Below are 23,489 nucleotides of genomic sequence, written 5' to 3'. Positions count from 1 at the left end.
CTACTGGACGCGCTGCGACTCGCCGTCGTCCTCGTCGTCGTCCTCGTCGGGCAGCTTGACGTCGCTGACCGCGATGTTGACCTCGACGACTTCGAGGCCGGTCATGCGCTCCACCGCCGCGACGACGTTCTGGCGGACGTCGCGGGCCACGTCGGCGATGGCCACGCCGTAGTCGACGACGATCTCCAGGTCGAGGGCGGCCTGGGACTCGCCGACCTCGGCCTTCACACCGCGGGTGACGGACTTGCCGCCGCCGGGGACCCGGTCGCGGACCGCGCCGAAGGTCCGGGACAGGCCGCTGCCCATGGCGTGGACGCCGACCACATCGCGTGCGGCCATTCCCGCGATCTTCTCGACGACGCCGTCGGCGATGGTGGTGCGGCCGCGGGTGCCGGGATCGCCTCCGCCGCGCTTGCTCAGGGGGGACTTGCCCGAACCGCTGTCGGGACTGTTGCGCTGGGGTGTCTCAGTCATCGCCGCTCTTCCCTTCGGGGCGGGGTGGGGACTTCCTTCGCCCACGTTAAGTGCGCTTGCCCGGTCCCGCGCCGTGGATACGGCAGGCTGGGGCGATGACGACGGAGCGGAGCCCGCAGAGGGCCGACGGATGGACAGCCGCGGTACGGCAACGCCTGGGCCTCGGCAGACTGCTCCCCCTGGGTGGCGCGGTGGACGGCGCCTGGATCGCGGAGACGGCGGCGGCCTCGGTGCTGCGCGGGGCGGCCGTGGAGGGCGCGGTGCTGGGGACGCTGAGGATCGGGCCGGCCCGGGAGGCCACCGGTGTGGATACGGGGGCGGAGACGGGTCGTTCGGCGGGGGCCGGGGGCCCGGCGGGGGCAGGCGTCGTGGCGGAGACGGGCCTCGCCCTGCCTCCGGCGCCGCCGAGCGGTCTGCCGCCCGGGCCGCTGAGGATCGAGGCGGAGTTCCGGGCGGCCGGGGACCGCCCGCTGCCCGACTCGGCGGCCGCCCTGCGCGCGGCGCTCGTCACGGCGGCCGCAGCCCGGCTCGGCCTGGAGATCGCGGAGGTGGATCTGCGGGTGACGGCATTGCTCGACGACGCTGCGCCCGATCAGGTGACGGACCCGGCCGACGCACCCTCCCCGCCGGCCCCGGCCCCGGCCGCGAAGACGGATACGAAGGCGGAGGGGCCTGCGGGAGAGGCGGCTGCGGCGGTCCCCGGTGTCGTCTCGCTGACCCGCGTCCTCGGCGGTGCGGTGCACACCGCCGAGGACCACATCCGGGTCGAGGTGGCGACGGCCGGGGACCACCGGGCCCTCGATGTGGCCCGGTCGGTGCGCACGGCGGTGTCGGCGGCCACGGCGGACCGGCTGCCGGTGTCGGTGCTGGTCACCGACGTGGTCGAGGCATCCGGTGATACCCGTTAGCGCCCGGTGACACCCGCTGGTGTCCGGTGAGACGCGCTAGTCGGTGATGCCCGCGAGGTCGCGCAGCCTGCGGCCCTGGGCGGCCCGCTCGGCGGTGCGCTGCTCCTCGTAGTCACGGGAGAGGGCGCCGGCCAGCAGGGCCTTGGTCTCCACGACGGCGTCGCGGGGGGCGGAGACCAGGGCGGCGGCCAGGTCGCGGGCGGCCGCGTCCAGCTGGTCGGCGGGGACCACGAGGTTGGCGAGGCCGGTGCGCTCGGCCTCCTCGGCGTGGACGAACCGCCCGGTGGCGCAGATCTCGAGCGCGCGGGCGTACCCCACGAGGTTCACCAGGGGGTGGGTGCCCGTGAGGTCGGGGACGAGGCCGAGGCTGGTCTCGCGCATGGCGAACTGCACGTCCTCGGCGACGATCCGCAGATCGCAGGCGAGGGCGAGCTGGAAGCCGGCGCCGATGGCGTGGCCCTGGACCGTCGCGATCGACACGAGGTCGTTGCGGCGCCACCAGGTGAACGCCTCCTGGTACTCGGCGATGGTCGCGTCGAGCTCGGCCTCCGGGCCGCGCGCCATGTCGAGGAAGGACGGCTCGCCGTCGAACCCCTCGGGGGTGAACGCCTGCCGGTCGAGGCCCGCGGAGAAGGACTTGCCCTCGCCGCGGAGCACCACGACGCGGACATCGCCGGGCAGCACCCGTCCGGCCTCGGTCAACGCCCGCCACAGAGCGGGAGACTGGGCGTTGCGCTTGGCCGGGTTGGTGAGCGTCACCGTGGCAACCGCGTCTTCGACGGTGAGCCGTACGCCGTCCTTGTCGAGCACAGGGTCGAGCGAGGTCATGGGGCGCCTCCGGATCGGGTGCAGTCAGCACTCAGAAACTAAGTGACTGAACAGTAACCACCCGGACGACCTCGCGGTCAGCCGGGTGGCCACCCCGAATTCCGATGAGCCCTCACGCCTCCGGGGCACTCAGGCCGAAGCGGCCTTCTTGCCTCGTGTGGCTCCGCCGCGTCCCCGCAGCGTCACTCCGGACTCACTGAGCATCCGGTGGACGAACCCGTAGGAGCGGCCGGTTTCCTCGGCCAGCGCCCTGATGCTCGCACCGGAGTCGTACTTCTTCTTCAGGTCTGCCGCGAGCTTGTCACGCGCGGCGCCGGTCACCCGGCTGCCCTTCTTCAGAGTCTCGGCCACCCGTGCCTCCTCTATGGGAAGTGCGCTCTGGACTCTCATGATCACCCCTCCCGCGCTTCCTGGCCACCCATTCGGCAAGGTCGGTACGACCGGATTCCGGACCGGAGAGCGCCCGGACACGATCGGAATCCCGTATTCCGGCGGGCCACAGGGGCATACGGCCCCTACCGGCGAAAGAACCGGCAGGTCAGAGCCGTACGGGGAGCAAGACCCCGGAAAGGGGCGCGCGGCGGGTGAGCGCCGGGCGCACCACCGGGGTACGAGACGCCCTCACGCAGATGGTGGATCACGCGTAGGCCGAATGATCTATCCGGAGGGGGCCGGGGATCTGTCCGGAGGGGATCAGGCGAGGGCGACCAGGTCCCGGTAGTCGGCACCCCAGAGGTCCTCGACACCGTCCGGGAGCAGGATGATCCGCTCCGGCTGGAGCGCCTCGACGGCGCCCTCGTCGTGGGTGACCAGGACGACGGCGCCCTTGTAGGTGCGCAGCGCGCCGAGGATCTCCTCGCGGCTGGCCGGGTCGAGGTTGTTCGTCGGCTCGTCGAGCAGGAGCACGTTGGCCGAGGAGACGACCAGGGTCGCGAGCGCGAGCCGGGTCTTCTCGCCGCCGGAGAGCACCCCGGCCGGCTTGTCGACGTCGTCGCCGGAGAAGAGGAACGAGCCGAGCGTCTTGCGGACCTGGACGAGGTCGAGGTCGGGCGCGGCGGAGCGCATGTTCTCCAGGACCGTGCGGTCCGGGTCGAGGGTCTCGTGCTCCTGGGCGTAGTAGCCGAGCTTGAGGCCGTGGCCCTCGATGATCTGGCCGGTGTCGGGCTTCTCCGCGCCGCCGAGCAGCCGCAGCAGCGTGGTCTTGCCCGCGCCGTTGAGGCCGAGGATGACGACGCGGGAGCCCTTGTCGATGGCCAGGTCGACGTCGGTGAAGATCTCCAGCGAGCCGTAGGACTTGGAGAGGCCCTCCGCCATCAGCGGGGTCTTGCCGCAGGGCGAGGGGTCGGGGAAGCGCAGCTTGGCGACCTTGTCGGAGACCCGTACGGCCTCCAGGCCCGAGAGCAGGCGGTCGGCGCGCTTGGCCATGTTCTGGGCGGCGACGGTCTTGGTGGCCTTGGCGCGCATCTTGTCGGCCTGCGCGTTGAGCGTCGCGGCCTTCTTCTCGGCGTTCTGGCGCTCGCGCTTGCGGCGCTTCTCGTCGGCCTCGCGCTGCTGCTGGTAGAGCTTCCAGCCCATGTTGTAGATGTCGATCTGCGAGCGGTTGGCGTCGAGGTAGAACACCTTGTTGACCACGGTCTCGACGAGCTCGACGTCGTGGGAGATCACGACGAAGCCGCCGCGGTAGTTCTTCAGGTAGTCGCGCAGCCAGACGATCGAGTCCGCGTCGAGGTGGTTGGTGGGCTCGTCGAGGAGCAGGGTGTCGGCGTCCGAGAAGAGGATCCGGGCCAGCTCGACTCGGCGGCGCTGACCACCGGAGAGCGTGTGCAGGGGCTGTCCGAGCACCCGGTCGGGCAGGCTGAGCGCGGCGGCGATGGTGGCGGCCTCGGCCTCGGCGGCGTACCCGCCCTTGGTGAGGAACTCCGTCTCCAGGCGCTCGTACTTCTTCATCGCCTTCTCACGGGTGGCACCCTTGCCGTTCGCCATCCGCTCCTCGTTCTCGCGCATCTTGCGCAGGATCTCGTCGAGACCCCGGGCGGAGAGGATGCGGTCGCGGGCGAGGATCTCCAGGTCGCCGGTGCGCGGGTCCTGCGGGAGGTAGCCGACCTCGCCGGAGCGGGTGATGGTGCCGCCCGCGGGGGTGCCCTCGCCCGCGAGGCACTTGGTGAGGGTGGTCTTGCCCGCGCCGTTGCGGCCGACCAGGCCGATGCGGTCGCCCTTGGCGATACGGAAGGAGGCGGACTCGATGAGGATGCGGGCGCCGGCGCGCAGCTCGATGCCGGAGGCGGTGATCACGGAAAAACTCCAGGGCAGGATGGACGGCGGAGGGACGAGGGCGGAGGTCTCTCGACGCCGCTAATGCGCAAGGAGAATGGCCATAGGCCCCATTCTACTGGCGGTGTGCAACTGCTTTTCCGCGTGCCCGCCGGGGGTAACCGTCCGATACTCGGCGCAGGGTGCCACCCCGGTCCCCGCCCGAGCCGACGGAGGTGCGCCCGTGCAGTTCGACGACGACGCCGATCTGGACACATCCGAGGTCCAGGACGTGCGGGGCAGCCGGATCCCGGGCGGGCGGGCCACCGTGGGCGGCGGCATCGTGGGGGTGATCGCGCTGATCCTGGGGCTGCTGTTCGGCGTCGGCCCCGATCAGCTCGGCCTCTCGTCCGGCGATACGGAGCCCGGGGCGGCCTCCTCGTCGGCGGCGCAGGTGCAGGAGAGCTGCCTGAAGGGCCAGGACGCCAACAGCCGGGACGACTGCCGGACGGTGGCGGTGGTCAACAGCGTGCAGGACTTCTGGCGTCAGGAGTTCGAGCGGCGGCGCGGTAGTTACGGGGCCGCCCCGACGGTCCTGTTCAGCGAGCGGGTCGGTACCGCCTGCGGGGCGGCGACCTCGGCGGTGGGGCCGTTCTACTGCCCCGGTGACCGGAAGGTCTATCTGGACCTGGGCTTCTTCGACGAGCTGCGGACGAAGTTCGGCTCCAGCGGCGGGCCGTTCGCCCAGGCGTATGTGATCGCGCACGAGTACGGCCACCATGTGCAGAACCAGACGGGCACGCTGAGCCGGTCGCAGGACGGGCGGCAGGGGGCGGACAGCAACGCGGTGAAGGTGGAGCTGCAGGCCGACTGCTACGCCGGGGTCTGGGCGCACCACGCGACGACGACACCGGACGAGTCGACGGGCCGGCCGCTGATCACGGAGCTGACCCGGGCGGACATCCGGGACGGTCTGGACGCGGCGGCGGCGGTCGGCGACGACCGGATCCAGGAGCGGTTCCAGGGCCGGGTGACCCCGGAGTCCTGGACGCACGGCTCGTCCGCGCAGCGCCAGCAGTGGTTCTCCACCGGGTTCCGCAGCGGCGACATGGGGCGGTGCGACACCTTCGCCTGAGCCGTCCCCTGCCTGACCTGCGGGGATCTGCTCCAGGAAGGCATTGTCAGTACCCGGTGGAAGACTGAGACGCAGATCACAGGAGAGGTGAGGGCGATGGCAGGTGTGGCGGAGGGTGTCCCGACGATCTACCCGACGGTCCTCTACGACGACGCGAAGGCCGCGATCAGGACGCTGACGGAGGGCCTCGGCTTCACCGAGGAGGCGGTCTACGAGGGCGAGAACGGCAGCGTGGTGCACGCCGAGCTGTCCTGCGGCAACGGCAGGGTGATGCTCGGCTCCAAGGGCGGGGACGGCGCGTTCGCCCGGGCGATGGCGGGGGCGGGCCCGGCGGGGGTGTACGTGGTGGTGGACGAGGTCGACGAGCACTTCGCGCGGGCCCGGGATTTCGGGGTGGAGATCCTGATGGAGCCGACGGACCAGGACTACGGCTCGCGGGACTACATGGCGCGGGACGCCGAGGGCAACGTCTGGAGCTTCGGGACGTACGCCCCGGGGTCCGCCGGCTAGGGATGCCCGGCGGACCCCGGGCGCGCGGGGCTCAGGCTCCGCCGGTGTGGACCTGGAAGGCGGCCCGGCGGACCGCTTTGGCCAGGGCCGGGTCGGGGTGGGCGGCGGCCAGGGCGACCAGGACCTGGACCGTGCGCGGGTGGCCGACGGCTCTGACCTCGTCGAGGAGCGCCGGGACGGTGCCCTGGACGGCGGAGTCGAGGTGGCGCACCAGCAGGCCGGTCTCGCCGTGGTCGGCGACGGCGGCCGCGGTGTCGACCCAGAGCCAGGTGGCCTCCTCGCGGCTGAGGATCTCCTGCGCGTCGTCCGGGTCGGCCCCTTCGTACTCGGCGAGCCAGAGCAGCGCGTAGGGCCGCAGCGACGGGTGGGTGACCACCGCGCGGACCTCGGGCTCGGCGGGGGCGCCGACGACGCGGAGCGCCTCGAAGGCCAGGCCCCGCAGCAGCGCGTCCTCGCCCCGGGCGACGGCGAGGAGTTCGGCGACGGCGCTGCCGACCGTACGGGCAGCGAGCCAGGCGCGGTATTCGGCGCGGGCCGGTCCGGGGGTGAGCCGGGCGCAGCCGAGCAGCATGTCGGCGGCGGACTGCTCGATGTTCCCGGCCGGGCTCTGGGCGGCGACGCAGATCTGTTCCAGCTTGACCCAGACCGCCCAGTTGCCGAGCGGGGTGAGGGTGGCGTGCCCTTTGCCGAGGGTCAGGGCGCCGACGGCCGCGAGCCCCTCCAGGGCCCAGTCGAGCAGCAGGGCGTCGAGGTCGGCGCCGCGGTCGGGGGCGGGTGCGGGGCGTCCGGTGGTGGCCGGAGCGCTCTCGGCGGCCGAGCGGCCGGCCCCGTACGGCACTTCGCAGCGCTCCTCCTGGAGCTCGGCGATGCGCTGGGCGAGGAGGTCCAGGAGGGCGGGTACGGCGACGGGGCCCGCGGAGAGCTGGAGGAGGGAGAGCACCTGGGGCACGGCCTCGACGGCTTCGGCGACCGCTCCGGCCTCGATGCCCTCGGGGGCGGCGTGGACGAGCGACCAGGCGTCGAAGAGCGCGACCCAGCCGCGCAGGACGGCCGAGTCGTCCCGGTCCCAGGCACGCAGCCGCCAGCCGGGGCGGGCGGTGTCGCCGTGCAGCTCGATCAGGCCGGCCAGCCGGGCCCGGTCCCAGCCCGCACGGACCTGTGCCGGGGAGAGTTCCAGGGCCGTCGCGGCCCGTTCGAGGGCCTGGGTGGCGAGGGGTGCGGCGCTGCCGGGGGCGGGGGCGCCGGCGGCCCAGTGGGCGATGCGTACGGCGTCGGCGAGGACCGCCCTGGCCTGCCGGGCCAGTTCGGTGCGGGGCGGGGTGCCCTCGGGGGGCCGGGGGGCCGGCCGGGTGCGCCGGGTGGACACCGCCCTGCGGGCGGTGGCGAGGGGTCGCGGGCGGACAAGTCGCAGCCTGGAGTCGCGCGGGGTACGGGACGTCACGGGAGCAGTCTTGCCTCTGACGGCCCGAAAGCCCAAACGGAAGGCGTTTCCCCGGTCCCCGCCCGGTTGCCGGGGGTGCGGTGACCAAAGGGACCGATCCCCGCATCACCTCACATCAGGGGCGTGAGGAAGCGCCGGAGCGTCTCTTCGTAGCGGCCGGGATCCGCGTTCCACATCGACGCATGCGGAGCCTGCTGTACGGCGTGGAGGCTGACCAGGTCCGGGCGGCGGGCGGCGAGCGCCCGCGACCGGCCCCAGGGGGCGATCGTGTCGTCCGGGCCGTGCACGATCAGCGTCGGGGCGGGCAGCGCGTCGGCCAGGGAGGCGTCCAGGAGCGGGGCCGAGGTCATCCCGGTCCGGCCCTGGGCGGCGCGGACGGCCAGCGGCAGCAGGGCGGCGGGGACGCCGCGGGCGGCGGCCAGGGCGCGCAGGGTGGTCGGCCAGTCCAGGACCGGGGAGTCCAGGACGAGGCCGCCGACGCGCTCGCGCAGCGGGGAGTTGACGGCGGCGTGCAGGGCCATGGAGGCGCCGGTGGACCAGCCGTACAGGATCACGTTCCGGGCGCCGTAGCGGACGGCGAAGCGCATCGCGGCGTCCAGGTCGCGCCACTCGGAGGCGCCGAGGTGGCCGAGGCCGTCGGCGGGGCGGGGGGCTCCGGCGTCGCCCCGGTAGGCGAGGTCCAGCACGGGGAGCTGCTGGTCGCTCAGGAAGCCCATCAGGTTCATGGGGTGCTCGCGGGTGGTGCCGAGGCCGTGCGCGGTGATGACCCAGGTGTCGCGGTCGCCGGGGACCCACCAGGCGGGCAGTCCGCCGAGCTCGCCGGGGATCTCGACCTCCCGGTACTCCAGGCCGAGGGCGGCGCCGGGGTCCCCCCGGTACACCTCGGGGGTGAGCCGGACCTTGTCGCCCGGCTCCAGGATGCCGTGGGTGACCCGCTCCAGGGTGCGGACGACGGTGTCGGCGGTGGACTCGGCCCCTTCGACGACGGGGCCGACCACGGCGTGGACGCCGGGGCCCTCGATCCCGTACGTACCGGGGCGGAGCGCCGTGAGGGAGCGGGTCAGGGTGACCTGCCGGATCCCCGTGGCGTGCACGGTGAGTCTGCGGTCGGTGGGCAGGGGTCGGCCGGGCGCCGCCTTGAGGGCGGCGCCGCTGGCGTACCGGCCGGCCGCGACCGCTGCCGCACCGGCGCCGAGGATCGTGGTGACGGCCGTTGCCGTCGCAGTTGCCGGGCGCACCGCTTCAGTGTCGTGGGGCGGGCGGCGCGGTGCCAGTGGGCGGGGGCCGTCCGGTGCGGCGAGGGGGGCGCGCCGGGTCAGTCGGGCTGCGGTGCACCGGGTCGGCCGGGCTGCCCGTATCCCTGGAGCGCCTCGGTCACCTCGGCCAGCTGGGCCTCGCTGAGCAGGGACGGGGTGCGGCCCGGCAGCGCGCTCGCGGTGAGCCAGAGGCGGCAGAGCCACTCCAGCTGGGCGGTGCGCTCGTAGGCCTGGTCGAGGGTGGGTCCGTAGGTGACGGTGCCGTGGTTGGCCAGCAGGCAGCCGGTGCGGCCCCGGAGGGCGGTGACCATCGCGTCGGCCAGCTCCGGGGTGCCGTAGCGGGCGTAGGCGGCGGTGCGGACCGGGCCGCCGAGGATGGCGGCCGCGTAGTGGACGAGCGGCACCTCGGTGACGAGGGTGGAGACGGCGGTGGCGTGCACGGCGTGGGTGTGGACCACGGCGGCGGCGTCGGTCTCCGCGTAGACCGCGAGGTGGAGGGGGAGTTCGCTGGTCGGCCTCAGCTCCCCGAGGACCTGACGGCCGTCCAGGTCGACGCCGACGGCGTCCCCGGGTCCGAGCCGGTCGTAGGGCACCCCGCTGGGGGTCACCAGGACCAGGTCCCCGACGCGGGCCGACACATTGCCGGAGGTGCCGACGACCAGGCCGTCGGCAGCGCTCCGGCGGGCGGTCGCGACCACGTCCCGCCAGGTCAGGGCCACTGGTTCCGGCTGCTGCTCGCTCATGGGGCGAGCGTAGGGGCGGCGGCCGGAAACCGGAACGTCATCCCCCACGTGACCGGGATCTCTTCCGGGCCGAATGTGACCGTCAAAAACTTCGCCAACGAGGGGTAAAGGGCAGACCAGCCGGTGCCCCACCGGCCTTCCGCAGCCCCTCGCGCACACAAGCGGAATCACCGCACTCCGATTCGGGTCACCACAGCGCCCCGCCCAGTTCATCTTCCGTTCACCCAGGTTGCCTACGGTCCACGAGCCACTGACGTCGAACGATTGCCTGGGTAAATGGAACACATCACGCTGCTGCTCGCGATTGTGGTCGTGACAGCTCTCGTGTTCGATTTCACGAACGGTTTCCACGACACCGCCAACGCGATGGCTACGACCATCTCGACCGGCGCACTGAAGCCCAAGACAGCGGTGGCCATGTCCGCCGTTCTCAACCTCATCGGCGCGTTCCTGTCAGTGGAGGTCGCCAAGACGATCTCCGGCGGGATCGTCAACGAGAACGGCCTCAGAACAGAGGTCATCTTCGCGGCGCTCGTCGGCGCCATCCTGTGGAATCTGCTGACCTGGCTGGTCGGCCTGCCCTCCAGCTCGTCCCACGCCCTGTTCGGCGGCCTGATCGGCGCCGCGGTGATGTCGGCCGGCTGGTCCTCGATCAACGGCGGCACCGTCGTCACCAAGGTGCTGCTCCCCGCGATCGCCGCCCCGCTGGTCGCCGGTCTCGCCGCGATGCTGGCCACGAAGCTGACGTACCGGATCAACCGGAACGTCACCGACCCGAACCAGCTCAAGTCGACGGCCAAGGGCTACCGGGCCGGACAGATCGCCTCCGCCGGTCTCGTCTCGCTCGCCCACGGCACCAACGACGCCCAGAAGACGATGGGCATCATCACCCTGGCCCTGGTCACCGGCGGCGTCCTCGCCCCCGGCTCCAACCCGCCGATGTGGGTCATCGTCTCCGCCGGTGTCGCCATCGCGCTCGGCACCTACCTCGGTGGCTGGCGCATCATCCGCACCATGGGCAAGGGCCTCACCGACCTCCAGCCGCCGCAGGGCTTCGCCGCCCAGACCAGCGCGGCCACGGTCATCCTGGCCTCCTCGCACCTCGGCTTCTCGCTCTCCACCACCCAGTCCTGCTCGGGTGCCGTGATGGGCGCGGGCCTCGGCCGCAAGGGCGGCGTGGTCCGCTGGTCCACCGCCACCCGGATGTTCATCGCCTGGGGCCTGACGCTCCCGGCCGCGGGCCTGGTCGGCGCGGGTGCCGAGTTCCTCACCAAGCAGGGCCCGTGGGGCATCACCGCCACCGCGATCCTGCTGGTCGGCGGCTCCTTCGCCATCTGGGTGGCCTCGCGCCGGCAGCCGGTGGACCACACCAACGTCAACGACACCGAGGACACGGCGGACGAGCCCCAGGGTGTCGTCACCACCGCCATGGCCGCGGTCGCGGTGCCGCCCATCGGCGGTCCGGCCGCCGACCTCTCGACCACCATCCCGGCCCCGGCATCGGCGCCCGACGACACCACCCGCCCCGCGGCGACGGTGTAAGGACAGATCCGTATGAAAATCGACTGGGCAGCTCTCGCCTCCGTCTTCGGTGTCAGTCTCGTGGTCACCGTCGCGCTGGTCGGCGTCTTCACCCTGGGCATCGTCGCCCTCTCCAAGCTGTCGGCCACGGCCGCCGGCGGCGCCTCCGGCGGTTCGGCCGCACTGGCGCGCACCGGCGCGTACGCCTGCTTCGCGGCGTGCGTGGCGGCGGTCGCGTACGGGATCTATCTGATCGTCGCCTGACGCGCACCGACGCACTCCTTCAGCACTCCTTCGGGCCGGACACACCACCGTGTGTCCGGCCCGATGTGCGTCTGCGCACACTGGAGCTCCGCAGGTCAACAGCAAGTTGACGGCCGTTCTCGCAGCGTGGTGGACTGCCGGAGCCATTTACGGCGACAGAAGAGGAAGCCGGTGCGAATCCGGCGCGGTCCCGCCACTGTCACCGGGGAGCACTCCCCCACACCGGATGTCACGGCCCTCGCACCGCGGGCTGGAAGGCCGGGGGAACTGCGGATCCGGGGAGCCAGGAGACTCTTGTCGCCGGTCACGTCGAACCAGGGCGCGGACCCTGAGTGAGGACATACGCCATGCCCGGCCGCCGTGCGCCGCATCCTGTGCCGCTTCCCGTACCTCTCCGTGCGCCTCTTCCCGTACCTCTTCGTGCCGGAACGCCTCTGCCCGCGGCGGGCTGAACCGTGCGTGCCGATCGTGTCTTCGCGTACGGCGCCGTCGCCGGGCTGATCGCCGACGCGGCTCTCGGCGACCCGCGCCGGGGCCATCCCGTCGCCGGTTTCGGCCGGGCAGCCGCGCGGGTGGAGTCCCTGCTGTGGCGGGACGACCGGGGCCGGGGCGCGCTGCACACCCTGCTGTGCGCCGGAGGCGCCGTGGGGGCCGCCGCGCTGGCCGCCCGTGCCGTACGGGAGCGGCCCGCGCTCGCCGTCGCGCTGACGGCCGCCACCACCTGGTCGGTCGTCGGCGGTACCTCGCTGGGCCGGGAGGCCCGCGCCATCGGGGGCGCGCTGGCCGCCGGTGACCTGGAGGTGGCCCGGGAGCGGCTGCCGCATCTGTGCGGGCGTGATCCGCACTCCCTGGACGGGCCGCAGATCGCCCGTGCCGTGGTGGAGTCGGTCGCGGAGAACACCTCGGACGCCGTCGTGGGCGCGCTCGTGTGGGGCGCGATCGGCGGGGTGCCGGGGCTCGTCGGCTTCCGGGCCGTGAACACGCTGGACGCGATGGTCGGCCACAAGTCGCCCCGCTACCGCCGTTACGGCTGGGCCTCGGCCCGCCTGGACGATGTGGCGGGATGGCCCGGCGCCCGGCTGACGGCCGCGCTGGCCGTGGTGGGCGGCGGGCGGCCCTCGGAGGCCGTACGCGCCTGGAAGGCGGACGCGCGGCGCCACCCGAGCCCGAACGCGGGCCCGGTGGAGGCCGCGTTCGCGGGGGCGCTCGGCGTACGGCTCGGCGGGACGCTGGCGTACGCGGGGCGCGTCGAGCACCGGCCGGTGCTGAACGGGGAGTCGGGCCGGGAGGTCCGGAGCTCCGACATCGAGCGTGCGGTGCGGCTGTCGCGCCGGGTGAGTGCGCTGGCCCTCGGGGTGTGCGTGGTGGGCCGGATGGCTGTGGGCCGCGTGGTCGCGGGACGGTCGTCGACAGGACAGGGGCGGGGTCGGGCATGAGCGGTGGGCTGCTGGTCGCGGGGACCACATCGGACGCGGGCAAGAGCGTCGTCACGGCGGGCATCTGCCGCTGGCTGGTGCGCCGGGGCGTGAAGGTCGCGCCCTTCAAGGCGCAGAACATGTCCCTCAACTCCTTCGTGACGCGTGAGGGCGCGGAGATCGGGCGCGCCCAGGCCATGCAGGCGCAGGCCGCCCGGGTGGAGCCGACGGCGCTGATGAACCCGGTGCTGCTGAAGCCGGGCAGCGACCGGTCCAGCCAGGTCGTGCTGATGGGAAAGCCGGTGGGCGAGATGAGCGCCCGGGGGTACCACGGGGGGCGTCAGGAGGCGCTGCTCGGGACGGTGACGGACTGTCTGGAGCAGCTGCGGTCGACGTACGACGCGGTGATCTGCGAGGGCGCCGGGTCGCCGGCCGAGATCAACCTCCGGCGGACCGACATCGTGAACATGGGGATCGCGCGGGCCGCCCGCTTTCCGGTGCTGGTGGTCGGGGACATCGACCGGGGCGGGGTCTTCGCCTCCTTCTTCGGGACCACGGCGCTGCTGAGCGCGGAGGACCAGTCGCTGGTCGCGGGCTACCTGGTGAACAAGTTCCGGGGTGACGTCTCGCTGCTGGAGCCGGGGCTGGACATGCTGTACGGGCTGACCGGGCGGCGGACGTACGGGGTGCTGCCGTTCGCCCATGGGCTCGGCATCGACGAGGAGGACGGCCTGCGGGTGTCCCTGCGGGGTGCGGTGCGGGAGTCGGTCGTGGCGCCGCCCCATGGCGAGGACGTGTTGCGGGTCGCGGTCTGCGCGGTGCCGTTGATGTCCAACTTCACGGACGTGGACGCGCTGGCCGCCGAGCCGGGCGTCGTCGTGCGGTTCGTGGACCGGCCCGATGAGCTGGCCGACGCGGACCTGGTCGTCGTGCCCGGGACGCGCGGCACGGTGAAGGCGCTGGCCTGGCTGCGGGAGCGGGGGCTCGCGGACGCGCTGGTGCGGCGGGCGGCGGAGGGGCGTCCGGTGCTGGGGATCTGCGGGGGGTTCCAGGTGCTCGGGGAGCGGATCGAGGACGAGGTGGAGTCGCGGGCCGGGGTCGTGGACGGGCTGGGGGTCCTTCCCGTACGGGTGCGCTTCGAGCGGGCCAAGACGCTGGCGCGGCCGGTGGGTTCGGCCCTGGGTGAGCCGGTGGAGGGGTATGAGATCCACCACGGGGTCGCCGATGTGCGGGGCGGGGAGCCGTTCCTGGACGGGTGCCGGGTGGGGGCGGTGTGGGGGACGCACTGGCACGGGTCGCTGGAGAGCGATGGGTTCCGGCGGCGGTTCCTGGAGGAGGTGGCCCGGGCCGCCGGGCGGCGGTTCGTACCTGCGCCGGACACGAGCTTCGGGGTGTTGCGGGAGGAGCAGCTGGATCGGCTGGGGGATCTGGTGGAGGAGCATGCGGATACGGATGCGTTGTGGCGGTTGATCGAGGGGGGCGCGCCTGCGGGGTTGCCCTTTGTACCGCCGGGGGCGCCGCCGTTGGGGGCGGGTGCGGGTGCGGCGGAGAGGCGGGGCGCTGCCCCGGACCACGCTCCTCAATCGCCGGAGGGGCTTGAGTTTGCCGGGTCCGCTGGGTCACTGCCCGCCGGACTTGAGTCTGATGATGTTGACGTCAACGAGGAGGCCTCGTGAGTACGCCGTATCCCTTCACCGCGATCGTCGGGCAGGACGACCTGCGGCTCGGGCTGTTGCTGAACGCGGTCAGTCCGGCCGTCGGTGGTGTGCTCGTGCGGGGCGAGAAGGGGACCGCCAAGTCCACCGCCGTGCGGGCCCTGGCCGCGCTCATGCCCGAGGTCTCCGTCGTACCGGGGTGCCGGTTCTCCTGTGATCCGGCCTCGCCCGATCCGGCGTGTCCTGATGGGCCGCACGCGGAGGCGGCCGGTGTGTCGCGGGCGGCGCGGACCGTGGAGCTGCCCGTCGGGGCGTCCGAGGACCGGCTCGTGGGGGCGCTGGACATCGAGCGGGCGCTCTCGGAGGGCGTGAAGGCGTTCGAGCCGGGGCTGCTGGCCGACGCGCACCGCGGGATCCTGTACGTCGACGAGGTCAACCTCCTCCACGACCACCTGGTGGACCTGCTGCTGGACGCGGCGGCCATGGGTGCCTCGTACGTCGAGCGCGAAGGCGTCTCCGTACGGCATGCGGCGCGGTTCCTGCTGGTCGGGACGATGAACCCGGAAGAGGGCGAGCTGCGGCCGCAGTTGCTGGACCGGTTCGGGCTCACCGTCGAGGTGGCCGCTTCCCGGGACACCGACGAGCGGGTGGAGGTCGTACGCCGCCGGCTCGCGTACGACGACGATCCCGAGGGGTTCGCCGCGCGCTGGGCCGCGGAGGAGACGGCGCTCCGGGAGCGCATCGCCGCCGCGCGTGCCCTGCTGCCGCGTGTCGTGCTCGGTGACGGCGTGCTGCGGCAGATCGCCGCGACCTGCGCCGCGTTCGAGGTCGACGGGATGCGGGCCGACATCGTGATGGCCCGTACCGCGACCGCGCTCGCCGCCTGGGCCGGGCGCGAGGAGGTCACCGCCGACGACGTACGGCAGGCCGCCCTGCTGGCGCTCCCCCATCGGCGTCGCCGGAACCCCTTCGACGCGCCGGGTCTTGACGAGGACAAGCTGGATCAGACCTTGGACGAGGCCGCCGGGGACGAGGGACAGGGCGACGACGGCGATCCCGACCCCGGGCCCGATGGCGGTGGCGACGGTGGTGGGGGCGGTGGCGTGCCGCCGCAGGCCGATGGCGACCGCACCCCGCCGCAGGGCTCGGAGGGCGACGACACGCCGTCCCAGGCCCCCGACTCCGCCCCCGACGCGCCCGGGCGCTCCGCCGGGGCCGAGCAGCAGCCGGTGGCAGCCGCCGAGCCGTTCCGTACGAAGATGCTCAGCGTTCCGGGGCTGGGGGAAGGCGCAGCGGGGCGGCGCTCCCGGGCCCGTACGGCGCACGGTCGGACCACAGGGGCGGTCCGGCCACAGGGCGCTCTCACCAAGCTCCACCTCTCCGCCACCGTGCAGGCCGCCGCCCCCCACCAGCGGGCGCGCGGGCGTTCCGGGCGCGGGCTCGTGGTGCGGCGGGACGATCTGCGGCAGGCGACCCGGGAGGGGCGTGAGGGCAACCTCGTGCTGTTCGTCGTGGACGCCTCCGGGTCGATGGCGGCCCGGCAGCGGATGAGCGCGGTCAAGGGGGCCGTGCTGTCGCTGCTGTTGGACGCCTACCAGCGGCGGGACAAGGTCGGTCTGGTCACCTTCCGGGGCAAGGAGGCGGAGGTGGCGCTGCCGCCGACGTCGTCCGTGGACGCGGCCGCGGCCCGGCTGGAGTCGCTGCCGACCGGGGGCCGCACTCCGCTCGCCGCCGGGCTGCTCAAGGCCCATGACGTGCTGCGGGTGGAGCGGCTGCGCGACCCTTCGCGCCGGCCCCTGCTCGTCGTCGTCACGGACGGCCGGGCGACCGGCGGTCCTGAGCCGGTGGCGCTCGCGGGGCGGGCGGCGCGGCTGCACCAGGCCGAGGGGACGGCATCCGTCGTCGTGGACTGCGAGTCGGGGTACGTACGCCTCGGTCTCGCCGGGGAACTCGCCCGGGAGCTGGGAGGCACCGCCGTCACGCTCGACGAGCTGCGGGCCGACTCGATCGCCGGGCTCGTCAAGGACGTCACCGCAGCCGGGAGGGCCGCTTAATGCCGCAGGGACAGCCGACATCGGTGCCGGACGACGGGCTCACCACCCGTCAGCGGCGCAACCGCCCGCTCCTGTTCGTCCACACGGGCATAGGGAAGGGCAAGTCGACAGCAGCTTTCGGGCTCGCGCTGCGGGCCTGGAACCAGGGGTGGCCGATCGGGGTGTTCCAGTTCGTGAAGTCGGCGAAGTGGAAGGTCGGCGAGGAGAACGCGCTGAAGGTGCTGGGCGCGAGCGGCGAGGGCGGCACCGTCGACTGGCACAAGATGGGCGAGGGCTGGTCCTGGGTCCAGCGCGACGGCCAGCTCGACAACGAGGAGAAGGCCCGCGAGGGGTGGGAGCAGGTCAAGCGCGACCTGGCGGCGGAGACGTACAAGCTGTATGTGCTGGACGAGTTCGCCTACCCGATGCACTGGGGCTGGATCGACACCGACGAGGTCGTCGAGGTCATGCGGAACCGTCCCGGCACCCAGCACGTGGTGATCACCGGCCGCAACGCGCCGGACGCGCTGATCGAGGCCGCCGACCTGGTGACCGACATGTCGAAGGTCAAGCACCCGATGGACGCGGGGCAGAAGGGCCAGAGGGGCATCGAGTGGTGAGTACGCCCCGTCTGGTCATCGCCGCTCCGGCCTCCAACAGCGGCAAGACCACCGTCGCCACCGGCCTGATGGCCGCCTTCGCCGCGCGCGGGCTGGCCGTATCGCCGCACAAGGTGGGCCCGGACTACATCGATCCGGGTTACCACTCGCTGGCGACGGGCCGTCCCGGCCGCAATCTCGACGCGTACATGTGCGGGCCGGAGCTGGTCGCTCCGCTCTTCGCGCACGGGGCGGCGGGGTGCGACCTCGCCGTGGTCGAGGGGGTGATGGGGCTGTACGACGGTGCCTCGGGGCAGGGGGAACTGGCGTCCACCGCGCAGGTGGCGAAGTTGCTCAAGGCTCCCGTGGTCCTGGTCGTGGACGCCTCCTCGCAGTCCCGGTCGGTGGCTGCCCTGGTCCACGGGTTCGCCTCCTGGGACCCCGAGGTGCGGATCGGCGGGGTGATCCTGAACAAGGTGGCCTCCGACCGGCACGAGGCGCTGTTGCGCGATGCGTTGGACGAGTCGGGGCTTCCGGTGCTGGGCGTGCTGCGCCGGGCGCCTCAGGTGGCCACGCCCTCGCGCCACCTGGGGCTGGTGCCGGTGGCCGAGCGGCAGAGCGATGCGGTGGACGCCGTACGCGCCATGGGTGAGCGGGTGCGCGCCGGGTGCGACCTGGACGCGCTGATGGCGCTCGCGCGGACGGCGCCCGCGCTGGCGGACGAGGCGTGGGAGCCGGCGTACGCCCCTGCGGAAGGCCCCAGGCCCGTCGTCGCCGTGGCCGGCGGGGCGGCGTTCACCTTCGCGTACGCGGAACACACCGAACTGCTGACGGCGGCCGGTGCGGAGGTCGTGGTCTTCGATCCGCTGCGGGACGAGAAGCTGCCGGCCGGCACGGCGGGGCTCGTGATCGGCGGGGGGTTCCCGGAGATGTACGCCCCCGAGCTGTCGGCCAACGAGCCGTTGCGCCGGGCGGTGACCGAACTGGCCCTCAGCGGCGCCCCGGTGGCGGCCGAGTGTGCGGGGCTGCTGTATCTGGCGCGGGAGCTGGACGGGAAGCCGATGTGCGGGGTGCTGGACGCCACGGCCCGGATGTCGGAGCGGCTCACGCTCGGGTACCGGCAGGCGGTGGCGGTCTCGGACAGCCCGCTCGCGGCCGCCGGGACCCGGCTGCGCGGCCATGAGTTCCACCGGACGGTGCTGGAGCCGGGGGCGGGGCCGGTTCCCGCGTGGGGCATGCACCAGCCGGAGCGGCGGGTGGAGGGGTACGTCCAGCGGGGCGTGCACGCCAGCTATCTGCACACCCACTGGGCGGCCTCCCCCGAGGTGGCCCGGCGGTTCGTGGAGCACTGCCGGGCGCGGTGAGGCGTACAAGGGCGCGTAAAGGCGCGCGTACGGCTCACTCCGCGATGCCGACCACCAGCCAGATGAAGCCCACGCCCCCGATGGTGCAGAGAAGGGTGGAACGGGCGGGATGGGTGTGGTGTGCCTCGGGAAGAATCTCAGCGGCGGCCAGGTAGAGCAGGGCTCCGCCGAAGAAACCGAGATAGCCGCCGAGCAGTTCCTCCGGAAGGGTGAACAGCAGCGTCGTCGCGGCGCCCACGACCGGTGCCAGGGCGGCCGCGAACAGCATCAGGAGCGCCTTGCGGCGGGCGTTCCCGTAAAGACTGGTGAGGGTGTACGTGTTGAATCCGTCGGCGAAGTCATGACTGATCACCGCCAGCGCGACAGCCACGCCCATGGCTCCGCTGACCTGGAAGGCGGCGCCGAGCGCGATGCCGTCCATCAGGCTGTGGCCGACCATCGCGGCGGCCGCCGTGAGTCCCACCTGCGGCACGCGTTCACCGCTCGCCCCGTGTGCCACCTGGCGTACGGCGAGCAGCCCCTCGACCAGATGGGCCACCAGGAAGCCGCCGACGAAGAGCAGCAGGGCGGCGGGCACCCCGAACACCGGGGTCCCCGCGGCCTCCATCGCCTCCGGCAGGAGGTCCAGGCCGACCACGCCGAGCATCAGTCCGCCCGCGAAGCCGAGCACCAGGTGGCGGCGGTCCGTGACGCGTTGCGCGACCCAGCCGCCGGCCAGAGTCATCAGGAACGCGCCGAGCGCGACGAACACCGCCATGGGGTCTTGCTAGTCGATCGACCCCGCCGACCGCATCTCAGGGTGTCCTTACCTGTGTCCTCACCCGTGCCCTTATCCGTGTCCCTCCCCGTGGCGGCCTGGTCCGCCCGCACGAGGAGCCGTTCGACGAACCGTGCGACGGCCGGATCCGTGACCGTATACGGAACAGCTCCACCCCCCACCGCTTGATGTGAAAGGCAGGCTCCGCCATGACGCCCCCCACACCCGAGCCCGGCGCGCGGAACCTGGTCGTCGGGGTCGGTGCCCGCCGGGGAGCGCCGCTCGGCGAGGTGTACGGCCTGATCGAGGAGACCCTGCACGGGGCGGGGCTGCGGACCACCGATGTGGTGGAGGTGGCGACCGTCGACGCGAAGGCGGACGAGCCGGGGATCGTGGGGGCCGCCGCCCGGCTCGGGGTGCCGGTGCGGACGTATCCGGCGGCGGCGCTGGCGACCGTGCGCGTACCGAACCCGTCGGGTGCGGCGGACGGGGCGGTGGGCACGCCGTCGGTCGCGGAGGCGGCGGCGCTGATCGAGGCGGACGAGCTGGTGGTGGAGAAGTCCGTCGGCAAGGGGCTCGCAACCTGCGCCGTGGCACGCCGGTTTCCGGCCGTCCTCCCGTCATTCCCTGTTTCCGGCGAGAAAACTTCCACCCCACTCGTGACGGAAGGCCCCCGGCCATTCACCATGACAGCCATGAATCCCCCCACGCATCCCCCCACGCGAGACATCGAGAGCGCCGGGCCCGACCTGCGCCACCACGGCGACGCGGAGGTGCGCGGCGAGAATCTGACCGATCTCGCCGTGAACGTCCGTACCCACACACCACCGGAGTGGCTGCGCCAGCGGATAGCCGCGTCGCTGGTCTCGCTGGCCGCCTATCCGGACGGCACCCCGGCCCGGGAGGCGGTCGCCGAGCGGCACGGACTGCCGGTGGAACGCGTGCTGTTGACGGCGGGCGCGGCCGAGGCGTTCGTGCTGATCGCCCGGGCGCTGCCGGCCCGTTACCCGGTGGTCGTGCATCCGCAGTTCACCGAGCCGGAGGCGGCGCTGCGGGCGGCCGGGCACGGGGTGGGGCGGGTGCTGCTGCGGGAGGAGGACGGCTTCCGGCTCGATCCGGCGGCGGTGCCGGAGGAGGCGGACCTGGTGGTGGTCGGCAACCCGACCAACCCGACGTCCGTGCTGCACCCGGCGGCCCTGCTGGAGCGGCTGGCCAGACCCGGGCGGACGCTGGTGGTCGACGAGGCGTTCATGGACGTCGTGCCGGGCGAGCGCGAGGCGTTGTGCGGGCGGACGGACATCCCCGGGCTCGTCGTGCTGCGCAGCCTCACCAAGACCTGGGGGCTGGCCGGGCTGCGGATCGGTTACGTCCTGGCCCACCCGGAGACGATCGCGCTGCTCGCCGAGGCGCAGCCGCTCTGGCCGGTGTCGTCCCCGGCGCTGGCGGCCGCGCAGGCGTGCATGGAGCCGCGGGCGCTGGTGGAGGCCGCCGAGGCGGCGGACCGGATCACCGTGGACCGGGCCCATCTGCTGGCCGGGCTCGCGGAGTTCAGCGAGGTGCGGGCGGTCGAGGAGGCCCGGGGGCCGTTCGTCCTGGTCCGGCTGGAGCGGGCGTCGGAAATCCGGGAGCGGCTGCGGCTGCTGGGCTTCGCGGCCCGGCGCGGCGATACGTTCCCGGGGCTCGGGCCGCAGTGGCTGCGGCTGGCCGTACGCGACCGGGCGACGACCAACCGCTTCCTCCAGGCCTTGGACCAGGCCGTTCAGGCGCTGCCCGCGCGGACGGGGCGCTGAGGGGACCCTCGGGACCGCCCGTGGGGCGGCGGCGTCGCCTCGTACGGACGCCGCCGCCCCACGGTCCCGTGTGCGGGCGCGGATCGGCCCCGGGCGCGGATCAGGCCTGACTGCCGCCGCTGCGCCGGCGCGCGACCACCGTGGCGCCCGCGCCGATCGCCAGGAGGAGGGCCGCACCGCCCGCGATGTACGGGGTGGTGGAGCTGCCGCCGGTCTCGGCGAGGTTGGGCGTGGTGTCGGAGCCGGTCTGCGGCTTCGTACCGGCGCCGCCGTCGCCGCCGGTCGAGCCGGTGGAGCCGCCGTCCGAACCGCCCGTGGAACCGCCGGTGGAACCGCCCGTGGAACCGCCGGTGGAACCGCCCGTGTCACCGCCCGTGGAGCCTCCGGTGGAGCCGTTCGTGGCCCCGCCGTCGGTGGTGCCCGGCTCCTCGGGCTTCTTGGGCGGCTTCGGGGTCTCGCAGGTGGCCCCGGCGAGCGTGACCTCGCCGTTCACCTCGGCCACGTTCAGGTCGAGCGGGTTGACCGCGACCTTCAGCTGGAGCGCCGTCGCGGCGGCCGTACGCGAGGTGGTCTCCGTCTTCGACAGGTCGAGGCTCACCTCACCGACGCCCGGCACCACGACCCGGGTCGGGCCGCCCGCGGAGAGCGTCACCTTCTTGCCGAGCACCTTGACATGGCCGAGCACGTTCGATTCGGCGACGGGCTGCTTGCCGACCTCGCAGAGCGCCTTGGAGGTCACCTTCTCGACCTCGATGAGCGAGAGCAGCGGCAGACCGGGGACATGGACCCGGGCCTTGGCCAGGTTGGTGTATCCCTCGGCCTTGTGCTCGTCCACGGTGGCGTTCGCGGTGGCCACGTCGGCGCGCAGGACGCTGACCGGCTTTCCGCCCGCCACGCCGTCCAGGTTCACCGTGAGCGTGGTCCGCTCGGCGCTGGCCGGTGCCTGCACCTCGTTGAGCGTGACCTTGAGGGGCACCTGGACGGACTTGTTGAGGAGCGAGACGTCGAGCCCGGTACGGAGCACGACCGCGCTCGCCTTGCCCTCGCCGCCGGTGGCGGGCGTCGCCGGGGCTGCCTGCGCGGGGACGGCGGCAAACAGAGCGACGGGAGCGGCGGCGACCGCCAGGGCAGCGAGACGGAAGGTGTTGCTGTTCAAGATGGTGGAACCCCCACAAGAGACATGGAGCCACCGGCACAGTCCAATGGGGGACATCGCCTGCGCCGGTGGCCTCGACTCCGTGAATCTTTACGCACTGAGGGTGAACTGGCGGATACCTGACGTGAGTTCACCCCAAAGGGGGCTTTCCGCGCGCATATTCGAATCTTTCGGTACCTGTGTTCCCTCCTGCCTCGCTCCATCACCCGTTTCACACATCGCGAGCCGGGAGCGTCGATGAGTCGAGCCACTTCAACGAGCTAGGAACCGTATACGTCACTGCCGGTCAACCCACTGCGATCTCAGCCGACGACCCGCCCGTTCAGCACGATGTGGCGCGGGGCCGCCAGCACCCGGACGTCCGCGCGCGGATCCTCGTCGTAGACGACCAGGTCGGCCGGAGCGCCCTCCTCCAGACCCGGCCGCCCCAGCCAGCGCCTCGCCCCCCACGCGGTGGCGGAGAGGGCCTCCAGGGCCGGGATGCCCGCCTTCACGAGTTCGGCGACCTCACCCGCGACCAGGCCGTGCGCCAGCGAGCCGCCCGCGTCGGTGCCGACGTAGACCGGGATGCCGGCGTCGTACGCGGCGCGCACGGTGTCGTAGCGGCGCTCGTACAGCTGCCGCATATGGGCCGACCAGCGCGGGAACTTGGCCTCGCCGCCCGCCGCGAGGTCGGGGAACGTGGCGATGTTGACCAGCGTCGGGACGATCGCGACGCCGCGCTCGGCGAAGAGCGGAATGGTCTCCTCGGTGAGGCCGGTGGCGTGCTCGATGCAGTCGATGCCCGCCTCCACCAGATCGCGCAGCGCGGCCTCGGCGAAGCAGTGCGCGGTGACGCGGGCGCCCAGCCGGTGCGCCTCGGCGATGGCCGCCTCGACCTCGCCGCGCGGCCAGCAGGCGGTGAGGTCGCCCGCGTCCCGGTCGATCCAGTCCCCCACCAGCTTGACCCAGCCGTCGCCGCGCCGGGCCTCCTGGGCGACGTACGCGACGAGGTCGCCGGGCTCGATCTCATGGGCGTAGTTACGGATGTAGCGGCGGGTCCTGGCGATGTGGCGGCCGGCCCGGATGATCTTCGGCAGGTCCTCGCGGTCATCGATCCAGCGGGTGTCGGAGGGCGATCCGGCGTCCCGGATGAGCAGGGTCCCGGCCTCCCGGTCGGTGAGCGCCTGCTTCTCGGCGGTCGCCGCGTCGACCGGGCCGTGCCGGTCCAGGCCGACATGGCAGTGCGCGTCGACGAGGCCGGGCAGCACCCAGCCCGTGACGGTCTCCGCGCGGTCCGCGCCCGGCGGCCGGTCGAAGGTGATCCGCCCGTCGGCGGCCCACAGTCCGTCCCGCACCTCGTCCGGGCCGACGAGGACCCGTCCCTTCACCCGCAGCACCCGCTGCCCGT

At 73.3% G+C, this 23,489-nt stretch carries 21 protein-coding genes and 1 riboswitch; of the genes, 11 read left to right on the top strand and 10 right to left on the bottom strand.

Going from position 1 to position 23,489, the window contains the following annotated elements; genetic code table 11:
- Entirely contained in the window at positions 1-474 is a 474-nt protein-coding gene (locus tag IF17_RS0120960) for an Asp23/Gls24 family envelope stress response protein (RefSeq protein WP_030568163.1), read from the bottom strand.
- 95 nt (positions 475-569) lie between these two features.
- On the opposite strand from IF17_RS0120960, the gene IF17_RS0120955 reads away from it, so the two are divergent.
- Positions 570-1,382: a hypothetical protein gene (locus IF17_RS0120955; RefSeq protein ID WP_030568161.1), complete on the top strand. Its 813-nt coding sequence runs from the start codon at positions 570-572 to the stop codon at positions 1,380-1,382.
- Positions 1,383-1,418: 36 nt separating this feature from the next.
- Here the strand turns inward: IF17_RS0120955 and IF17_RS0120950 are convergent, their stop codons facing one another.
- The 3 genes from IF17_RS0120950 to IF17_RS0120940 form a co-directional block, all read right to left on the bottom strand.
- Positions 1,419-2,210 (bottom strand): enoyl-CoA hydratase/isomerase family protein, encoded by a 792-nt coding sequence (locus IF17_RS0120950; RefSeq protein WP_030568160.1) that lies wholly within the window; start codon positions 2,208-2,210, stop codon positions 1,419-1,421.
- 129 nt (positions 2,211-2,339) lie between these two features.
- Entirely contained in the window at positions 2,340-2,561 is a 222-nt protein-coding gene (locus tag IF17_RS0120945) for a helix-turn-helix domain-containing protein (protein ID WP_006123601.1), read from the bottom strand.
- 342 nt (positions 2,562-2,903) lie between these two features.
- Positions 2,904-4,502, bottom strand: coding sequence for an ABC-F family ATP-binding cassette domain-containing protein (locus tag IF17_RS0120940; RefSeq protein ID WP_030568158.1), 1,599 nt, complete (start codon positions 4,500-4,502; stop codon positions 2,904-2,906).
- A gap of 202 nt (positions 4,503-4,704) precedes the next feature.
- On the opposite strand from IF17_RS0120940, the gene ypfJ reads away from it, so the two are divergent.
- On the top strand, positions 4,705-5,595 hold the full coding sequence (ypfJ, locus tag IF17_RS0120935; RefSeq protein WP_030568156.1) for a KPN_02809 family neutral zinc metallopeptidase: 891 nt from the start codon (positions 4,705-4,707) through the stop codon (positions 5,593-5,595).
- A 96-nt stretch (positions 5,596-5,691) separates the two neighbouring features.
- Positions 5,692-6,105 (top strand): VOC family protein, encoded by a 414-nt coding sequence (locus IF17_RS0120930; RefSeq protein ID WP_030568154.1) that lies wholly within the window; start codon positions 5,692-5,694, stop codon positions 6,103-6,105.
- A gap of 31 nt (positions 6,106-6,136) precedes the next feature.
- Here the strand turns inward: IF17_RS0120930 and IF17_RS0120925 are convergent, their stop codons facing one another.
- From IF17_RS0120925 to IF17_RS0120915, 3 genes are all read right to left on the bottom strand, one after another.
- Positions 6,137-7,471 (bottom strand): hypothetical protein, encoded by a 1,335-nt coding sequence (locus tag IF17_RS0120925; protein WP_030568152.1) that lies wholly within the window; start codon positions 7,469-7,471, stop codon positions 6,137-6,139.
- A gap of 185 nt (positions 7,472-7,656) precedes the next feature.
- A complete protein-coding gene (locus IF17_RS0120920) occupies positions 7,657-8,784 on the bottom strand; it encodes an alpha/beta hydrolase (protein ID WP_030568150.1) in 1,128 nt (375 codons plus the stop codon).
- A gap of 77 nt (positions 8,785-8,861) precedes the next feature.
- On the bottom strand, positions 8,862-9,545 hold the full coding sequence (locus IF17_RS0120915) for a class II aldolase/adducin family protein (RefSeq protein ID WP_030568148.1): 684 nt from the start codon (positions 9,543-9,545) through the stop codon (positions 8,862-8,864).
- A gap of 276 nt (positions 9,546-9,821) precedes the next feature.
- On the opposite strand from IF17_RS0120915, the gene IF17_RS0120910 reads away from it, so the two are divergent.
- The 7 genes from IF17_RS0120910 (at position 9,822) to IF17_RS0120880 (ending at position 18,396) form a co-directional block, all read left to right on the top strand.
- Positions 9,822-11,087, top strand: a complete 1,266-nt coding sequence (locus tag IF17_RS0120910; protein ID WP_030568146.1) for an inorganic phosphate transporter — start codon at positions 9,822-9,824, stop codon at positions 11,085-11,087.
- A gap of 12 nt (positions 11,088-11,099) precedes the next feature.
- Positions 11,100-11,330, top strand: a complete 231-nt coding sequence (locus tag IF17_RS0120905; RefSeq protein ID WP_030568144.1) for a hypothetical protein — start codon at positions 11,100-11,102, stop codon at positions 11,328-11,330.
- A 129-nt stretch (positions 11,331-11,459) separates the two neighbouring features.
- A riboswitch (cobalamin riboswitch) is annotated at positions 11,460-11,641 on the top strand.
- A gap of 144 nt (positions 11,642-11,785) precedes the next feature.
- Positions 11,786-12,766 (top strand): cobalamin biosynthesis protein, encoded by a 981-nt coding sequence (locus IF17_RS0120900; RefSeq protein WP_030568142.1) that lies wholly within the window; start codon positions 11,786-11,788, stop codon positions 12,764-12,766.
- Positions 12,763-14,421: a cobyric acid synthase gene (locus IF17_RS0120895; RefSeq protein WP_030568140.1), complete on the top strand. Its 1,659-nt coding sequence runs from the start codon at positions 12,763-12,765 to the stop codon at positions 14,419-14,421. The genes IF17_RS0120900 and IF17_RS0120895 overlap by 4 nt, the downstream gene beginning before the upstream one ends.
- Positions 14,418-16,454 (top strand): putative cobaltochelatase, encoded by a 2,037-nt coding sequence (locus tag IF17_RS0120890; protein ID WP_030568138.1) that lies wholly within the window; start codon positions 14,418-14,420, stop codon positions 16,452-16,454. Before IF17_RS0120895 ends, IF17_RS0120890 begins: the two co-directional genes overlap by 4 nt.
- The gene (gene cobO, locus IF17_RS0120885; RefSeq protein WP_018512216.1) at positions 16,454-17,053 is read left to right on the top strand and encodes a cob(I)yrinic acid a,c-diamide adenosyltransferase; all 600 of its coding nucleotides are present in this window, start codon (positions 16,454-16,456) and stop codon (positions 17,051-17,053) included. The genes IF17_RS0120890 and cobO overlap by 1 nt, the downstream gene beginning before the upstream one ends.
- Positions 17,047-18,396: a cobyrinic acid a,c-diamide synthase CobB gene (locus tag IF17_RS0120880; protein ID WP_030568137.1), complete on the top strand. Its 1,350-nt coding sequence runs from the start codon at positions 17,047-17,049 to the stop codon at positions 18,394-18,396. Before cobO ends, IF17_RS0120880 begins: the two co-directional genes overlap by 7 nt.
- Before the next feature lie 34 nt (positions 18,397-18,430).
- Here the strand turns inward: IF17_RS0120880 and IF17_RS0120875 are convergent, their stop codons facing one another.
- Complete coding sequence (locus IF17_RS0120875; protein WP_018512214.1) at positions 18,431-19,153, bottom strand: ZIP family metal transporter; 723 nt, start codon at positions 19,151-19,153, stop codon at positions 18,431-18,433.
- A gap of 209 nt (positions 19,154-19,362) precedes the next feature.
- Between IF17_RS0120875 and cobC the strand changes: the two genes are divergently transcribed.
- Entirely contained in the window at positions 19,363-20,943 is a 1,581-nt protein-coding gene (cobC, locus tag IF17_RS0120870) for an Rv2231c family histidinol phosphate aminotransferase CobC (RefSeq protein ID WP_078615978.1), read from the top strand.
- 100 nt (positions 20,944-21,043) lie between these two features.
- Here the strand turns inward: cobC and IF17_RS1000000139500 are convergent, their stop codons facing one another.
- Both IF17_RS1000000139500 and IF17_RS0120860 read right to left on the bottom strand, forming a co-directional pair.
- Complete coding sequence (locus IF17_RS1000000139500; RefSeq protein ID WP_030568135.1) at positions 21,044-22,099, bottom strand: SCO1860 family LAETG-anchored protein; 1,056 nt, start codon at positions 22,097-22,099, stop codon at positions 21,044-21,046.
- 302 nt (positions 22,100-22,401) lie between these two features.
- The gene (locus tag IF17_RS0120860; RefSeq protein WP_030568134.1) at positions 22,402-23,478 is read right to left on the bottom strand and encodes an amidohydrolase family protein; all 1,077 of its coding nucleotides are present in this window, start codon (positions 23,476-23,478) and stop codon (positions 22,402-22,404) included.
- Positions 23,479-23,489 lie beyond the last annotated feature (11 nt).

The sequence above is a fragment of the Streptomyces cyaneofuscatus genome, from assembly GCF_000718135.1.
Taxonomy (GTDB): Bacteria; Actinomycetota; Actinomycetes; order Streptomycetales; family Streptomycetaceae; genus Streptomyces; species Streptomyces cyaneofuscatus.
The sequence above is the reverse complement of the archived record's forward strand: the minus strand, read 5'-3'. Positions and strand labels throughout refer to the sequence as shown.

What these genes read in the sequence shown, in the direction of transcription:
- IF17_RS0120960 (WP_030568163.1), bottom strand. Translation starts at nt 474, where the DNA reads ATGACTGAGACACCCCAGCGCAACAGTCCCGACAGCGGTTCGGGCAAG.
- IF17_RS0120955 (WP_030568161.1), top strand. Translation starts at nt 570, where the DNA reads ATGACGACGGAGCGGAGCCCGCAGAGGGCCGACGGATGGACAGCCGCG.
- IF17_RS0120950 (WP_030568160.1), bottom strand. Translation starts at nt 2,210, where the DNA reads ATGACCTCGCTCGACCCTGTGCTCGACAAGGACGGCGTACGGCTCACC.
- IF17_RS0120930 (WP_030568154.1), top strand. Translation starts at nt 5,692, where the DNA reads ATGGCAGGTGTGGCGGAGGGTGTCCCGACGATCTACCCGACGGTCCTC.
- IF17_RS0120915 (WP_030568148.1), bottom strand. Translation starts at nt 9,545, where the DNA reads ATGAGCGAGCAGCAGCCGGAACCAGTGGCCCTGACCTGGCGGGACGTG.
- IF17_RS0120910 (WP_030568146.1), top strand. Translation starts at nt 9,822, where the DNA reads ATGGAACACATCACGCTGCTGCTCGCGATTGTGGTCGTGACAGCTCTC.
- IF17_RS0120905 (WP_030568144.1), top strand. Translation starts at nt 11,100, where the DNA reads ATGAAAATCGACTGGGCAGCTCTCGCCTCCGTCTTCGGTGTCAGTCTC.
- IF17_RS0120895 (WP_030568140.1), top strand. Translation starts at nt 12,763, where the DNA reads ATGAGCGGTGGGCTGCTGGTCGCGGGGACCACATCGGACGCGGGCAAG.
- cobO (WP_018512216.1), top strand. Translation starts at nt 16,454, where the DNA reads ATGCCGCAGGGACAGCCGACATCGGTGCCGGACGACGGGCTCACCACC.
- IF17_RS0120875 (WP_018512214.1), bottom strand. Translation starts at nt 19,153, where the DNA reads ATGGCGGTGTTCGTCGCGCTCGGCGCGTTCCTGATGACTCTGGCCGGC.
- cobC (WP_078615978.1), top strand. Translation starts at nt 19,363, where the DNA reads ATGACGCCCCCCACACCCGAGCCCGGCGCGCGGAACCTGGTCGTCGGG.